This window comes from Microcoleus sp. LEGE 07076 (assembly GCF_015207455.1).
Classification (GTDB): domain Bacteria; phylum Cyanobacteriota; class Cyanobacteriia; order Cyanobacteriales; family Microcoleaceae; genus Microcoleus.
In genome coordinates, this window is record NZ_JADEWV010000363.1 from 1 (window position 1) to 3506 (window position 3506).

General features: G+C 43.0%; 3 protein-coding genes. All 3 read left to right on the forward strand.

Annotated elements, in window-relative coordinates; genetic code table 11:
- Nucleotides 1-1248 (forward strand): CHAT domain-containing protein (locus IQ270_RS29030; protein WP_193976579.1); only part of this gene is annotated, 1248 nt, incomplete at its 5' end.
- Complete coding sequence (locus IQ270_RS29035; protein WP_193976580.1) at nucleotides 1233-2174, forward strand: MoxR family ATPase; 942 nt, start codon at nucleotides 1233-1235, stop codon at nucleotides 2172-2174. The genes IQ270_RS29030 and IQ270_RS29035, both read left to right, overlap by 16 nt.
- A partial coding sequence (locus IQ270_RS29040) for a hypothetical protein (protein ID WP_193976581.1) occupies nucleotides 2171-3506 on the forward strand: 1336 nt, incomplete at its 3' end. The genes IQ270_RS29035 and IQ270_RS29040, both read left to right, overlap by 4 nt.

A 3506-nucleotide genomic window follows, 5' to 3' on the forward strand; every position in this document is an offset into this window, starting at 1 on the left:
ATTTTATTTTTTGCAGGTCATAGCAAAACAACAGACGGAGAAGGTATTCTTTATATTAATCAAACAGATACAGTCAAAATTGAAGATTTAGAAAATGCTGTTAAGCAAGCCATTGGAAAAGGGTTGAGACTAGCTATTTTTAACTCTTGCGATGGTTTGAGTTTAGCGAAAACTCTAGCTAGTTGGAACGTTCCCCAAGTTATTGTCATGCGGACACCGATACCTGATGAAGTCGCACACAAATTTTTGAAATTTTTTATAGAAGCTTTTGTAAAAAATGAAAAAACTTTATATTTAGCCTTGCGACAGGCTAGAGAAAATCTCCAAGGATTAGAGGGACAATATCCTCTAGCCAGTTGGTTGCCAGTCATGTACGATCAATGTTTTGCTGTTGAAGCTTCCGCAACTTGGAAACAATTGCGAAAAACGACCGCAGAAGAAACAAAAACGCTAACCAATTCACCTAAATCTCAACAATCTCATGATAAACTTCACCAATCTTTACAGCGGTTAAATTATCATCATCAAGTTAAATTGTTCCGAACATTTGTTGAACAGCATCCCATCGGTGCTTATTTGATTCACGGCGAAGAAGACAGCGGTCAAAAATGGCTGTTGAATCGGCTGATGAAGCAAGTTCCTAATTGGACAAATGCTAAAGTAATTTCAGTTACACTCAGTCGAAAATCTCGCGCTACTTATACGAAAGCTTTGTGGCAAGAACTAGGCGGTCGTGTCGGTTTAATTAATCAACCTTCACAGACACAAATTATAGATAAAGTTGCTCAATTATGTCAAAATAGAACTGTGGTTTTAATCTTCGATCGACTCGATGAAATGCCAGAGGAATGTATGAGTCAATTTATGGGACAATTTTGGTTGCCACTGGTAAAAAACCTTTCCGGCGTAACTCAATCGCCGTCTCGCTTACTAATGTTTTTAATTGACCATAGCGGTTGTGTTGAAGAGTGGAATCTAGATTTTGCGGACACACTTTACCCAAGTTGGGAACCGCACATTCCCGTTAAGCTACCTAAAATTACTCTACTATGCGAAAAAGATTTACAACCTTGGATTGAAAATTCTATCGATGAGTTACCCCTTAAACTGACTAACCAAGTCAAGGAAATAGTCCGAGATATTCTTGAAAGCAGTGAAGGCGGCTTGCCTCAACTAGCTCTGTACAAAATTTGTGATTTGTGCGATTGTAATTGGTATGAGTGGGAGAAAGTATGGCTGAAATACTGAACAGAGAAGGCTTGAAATACACAGGTAAAGTACAGCCTCAACTAGGAGAAGTCGATGAAAACGGTCAAATATTTTATCCTTATCTTCCTGACGAAGATTTAATTGAAGCTGTCAACTTAGCAATTCAATTAGAACGTCCCCTGCTGATTAAAGGAGAACCTGGTTGTGGCAAAACTAAGTTAGCCCGTGCTGTTGCCTATGAGTTGGGACTACCTTATGAAACTTGGAATATTAAGTCTACAAGCAGGGCAAAAGATGGACTTTACACTTATGATGCTGTGGGGCGTTTGCGGGATGCTCAATTAGCGGCGGCTGGCCGCCTCAGCGACGATAAAATTCAAGAAATTGATAAATCTGAGACTTATATCAAATGGGGGCCTTTGGGGCGAGCTTTTCTGAAGGAACAAACGACGGTGGTGCTGATTGATGAAATCGACAAGGCTGATATTGATTTTCCTAATGATTTGCTATTGGAACTTGACGAACAGCGGTTTGTGATTGAGGAGACGGGAGATAAAATTCAAGCTAAGGCACCACCCATCGTGTTTATTACTAGCAATGATGAGAAAGATTTGCCCGATGCTTTCTTGCGGCGGTGCTTGTTTCACTATGTTGAATTCCCCAAGCGCCAGCAGTTAATTGAAATTATCAATGCTCACTTTGTGGCATCTCCTGAAGCGCTAGTAAATGCAATTATTGACAGGTTTTTGCAGTTGCGTGAGGAGATGCGGAAAGATAAGGGAGAAGCTGGAAAAAAAGTGAGTACCAGTGAATTAATGGATTGGTTTCGGATACTGCGCCATTATCCAGAAGATAAGGTTCTGGATGAATTGGGTAAAAAACTTTTGTATCCGGGCGTGCTGTTGAAAAGCTGGGATGATTACAATCGCTATGCTAAGCAAAGGCGGGCTGGGGGTGAATTGTGATTAAACATCTGAATTTTGATTTAGCAATTACCGTTGATGAAGCACTGGCAATTGTAAAGTCTGTAATGGATGGCGAGCGTTTTAACGAAGTTCAAGAAATTGTCTTTCGCCTGTCTTGGGAAAGAAAATCCTATCAGGAAATAGCCCAAATCAGCCATCGTGCACCGGGTCATATCATGCACATTGGATCTAAACTCTGGAGGCAACTTTCAATATTATTTGGCGAAGAGGTTGGAAAAAATAATCTTCAGTCAGTCATCAAGCGATACTTAAAGAGTAGGCAGGATGACGGCCCGCCCGCTGGTTTTCTAGTGAAGTCTATTGTGGATGAACTGCCCCTAATTGAGCTTTTTAGTCAACTGCGGGAGGCTGGTTTTCCCCTTGGAATCGATGAATATAAGCTGTTACTGGAAGCTTTACAAAAGGGGTTTGGAACGAGCGATCGCACTTCTTTATACCGCCTGTGCAAAACTTTATGGGTAAAATCTGCTGAGGATAAGCGCCTATTTGACTATCACTTTGAATTGATTGTCAAAGAGAGTCAGGAAGCTATACCAGTAATCCCAGAAAAACCAGAGATTTCTGCACCAGAAACAGAGGATTCTGGTATAATGGAAACAGTACCACAACTAACTGAGCAAACAAGCGAACCTATTATCTCTGCCCCCCATCCTGAATTAATAGAGGCAATAGAAGATGAGGTGCAAGCTGCAAAAGCAGTGATGCAAGCTACTAATAAATATGAGGCAACTTCCGATCGCCAGTTTATCCTGACATCCGAATATTTCCCAGTGACGAGGCGGCAGATGAAGCAAAGTTGGCGTTACTTGCGCCGTCCCGTGCGGGAAGGGCCGCCTGTAGAATTGGATGTGGAAGCCACAGTTAACCAGATTGGGCGACAGGGCATTTTATTAAGTCCGGTGTTAGTGCCGCGCCGGGTGAATCGATCGCAATTACTGTTATTAATCGATCGCGACGGTTCGATGGTGCCCTTCCACGATTTGTCCCAGCGGTTGGCAGAAACAGCGGTGCGAGGCGGGCGTTTGGGCAATGCTGGCATTTATTATTTTCAGAATTGTCCGGTGGAGTATCTCTACCATGACCCCTATCAGTTGGAAGCCGAGAAAATCGATCGCTTGCTGGCTAACCTGCGGCCTGAGAAGTCTGCTATGTTAATTTTTAGCGATGCTGGGGCGGCTCGCGGGGGTTACAGTGAGGAAAGGGTGAAGTTGACGGCGGCGTTTCTCCAGCAAATTAAGGCAAAGGTGCGGTATGTAGCTTGGCTAAATCCGATGCCGGAGTCGCGCTGGGAGGGGACGACTGCGGGTAAGG

Bases quoted from the DNA above. Each gene is read 5' to 3' on its own strand.
- IQ270_RS29035 (WP_193976580.1), top strand. From the start codon at position 1,233: ATGGCTGAAATACTGAACAGAGAAGGCTTGAAATACACAGGTAAAGTA.